The sequence below is a fragment of the Streptomyces alkaliterrae genome, from assembly GCF_007097205.2.
In the GTDB taxonomy this organism is placed as follows: domain Bacteria; phylum Actinomycetota; class Actinomycetes; order Streptomycetales; family Streptomycetaceae; genus Streptomyces; species Streptomyces alkaliterrae.
The window spans coordinates 1-1,325 of sequence record NZ_VJYK02000584.1 but is presented as its reverse complement, the minus strand read 5'-3'; the positions used below and the strand labels follow the sequence as shown (position 1 = coordinate 1,325).

The following is a 1,325-nucleotide window of genomic DNA, read 5'->3' as shown; positions in this document are numbered from 1 at the left end:
CCTGCCCCGACCGGACGAACTCCCCGCCCCGGTCGTCGACTGGCGGGCGGACCCGAGGCGGGCCGTGCTCCTCGTCCACGACATGCAGGAGTACTTCCTTCGCCCGTTCCCCGCCGAACAACCGCCTCGCGCCCAGCTGTTGAGCAACGCCGCACGGCTGCGCGGGACGTGCGCCGAACTCGGCGTGCCCGTCGCCTACACCGCGCAGCCCGGCGGTATGACACCGGAGGAACGCGGCCTGCTCGCCGACTTCTGGGGCCCCGGCATGCGCACCTCGGCCGAGCACCGCCGGGTCGTGGAGGGTCTGGAACCGGGCCCGGAGGACTGGACGTTCACCAAGTGGCGGTACAGCGCGTTCTTCCGCAGCGGGCTGCTGGAGCGGATGCGCGCCGCCGGCCGCGACCAGCTGGTGCTGTGCGGCGTATACGCGCACGTCGGCGTGCTGATGACCGCCGTCGACGCGTTCAGCCACGACATCCAGCCGTTCCTGGTCGCGGACGCCGTCGCCGACTTCTCCGCCGAGCACCACCGGATGGCGCTGGAGTACGCCGCGCAGCGCTGCGCGGCGGTGGTGGGCTGCGCGGAGCTGTGCGGGTCGCTGGAGGCGGCGACGGCCGGGGAGCTGCCGTGACCGACCTCGACCGCGCCACCACCGTCCGGCGACCGGCCGCCGACCCGCTCGGCCGGGTGCTGGACGGCACCGCGCCGGTGTTCGCCCTGCTGCACCGCCCCGAGGCGGCCGATCCGCACGCCCTGGAGGTCCTGCTCGGCGAGACGACGACCTGCGCGACGCTCGCCGACCTCCCGCTGTCCGAGGAGCCCGCCGCGGGCCCCGCCGGCCGGCACGAACTGCTCGCCCTCGTGCCCTACCGGCAGCTCGCCGAGCGGGGGTTCGACGTGCACGACGACGGCACCCCGCTGGTCGCGCTGCGGGTCGCCGAGCAGCAGACGCTGCCGCTGTCCGCCGCGCTGGCCCGGCTGCCGAACGAGCCCGTCAAGGTCGACCGGGGAGGGTTCGACCTCGACGACGAGGAGTACGCGCGTATCGTGCGCCGAGTCGTCGACGAGGAGATAGGCGGCGGCGAGGGCGCCAACTTCGTCATCAAGCGGTCCTTCACCGCCTGGCTGCCGGGCTTCTCCGCGGTGGGCGCGCTGTCCTTCTTCCGCCGGCTGCTGGAACGCGAGACCGGCGCCTACTGGACGTTCCTCGTCCACACCGGTGACCGGGTGCTGCTCGGCGCCACCCCCGAGCGGCACGTCAGCGTGCGCGACGGCACGGCGGTCATGAACCCGATCAGCGGCACCTACCGCTACCCGCCCGGCGG

The 1,325-nt window shown here is 74.3% G+C and carries 2 protein-coding genes; both read left to right on the top strand.

The window, feature by feature from the left end:
• Nucleotide 1 precedes the first annotated feature (1 nt).
• The gene (locus FNX44_RS26925) at nt 2-631 is read left to right on the top strand and encodes an isochorismatase family protein (RefSeq protein ID WP_143651574.1); all 630 of its coding nucleotides are present in this window, start codon (nt 2-4) and stop codon (nt 629-631) included.
• Nucleotides 628-1,325, top strand: a 698-nt coding sequence (locus tag FNX44_RS26920) for a chorismate-binding protein (protein ID WP_323369689.1), incomplete at its 3' end; no start/stop codon positions are given. The genes FNX44_RS26925 and FNX44_RS26920, both read left to right, overlap by 4 nt.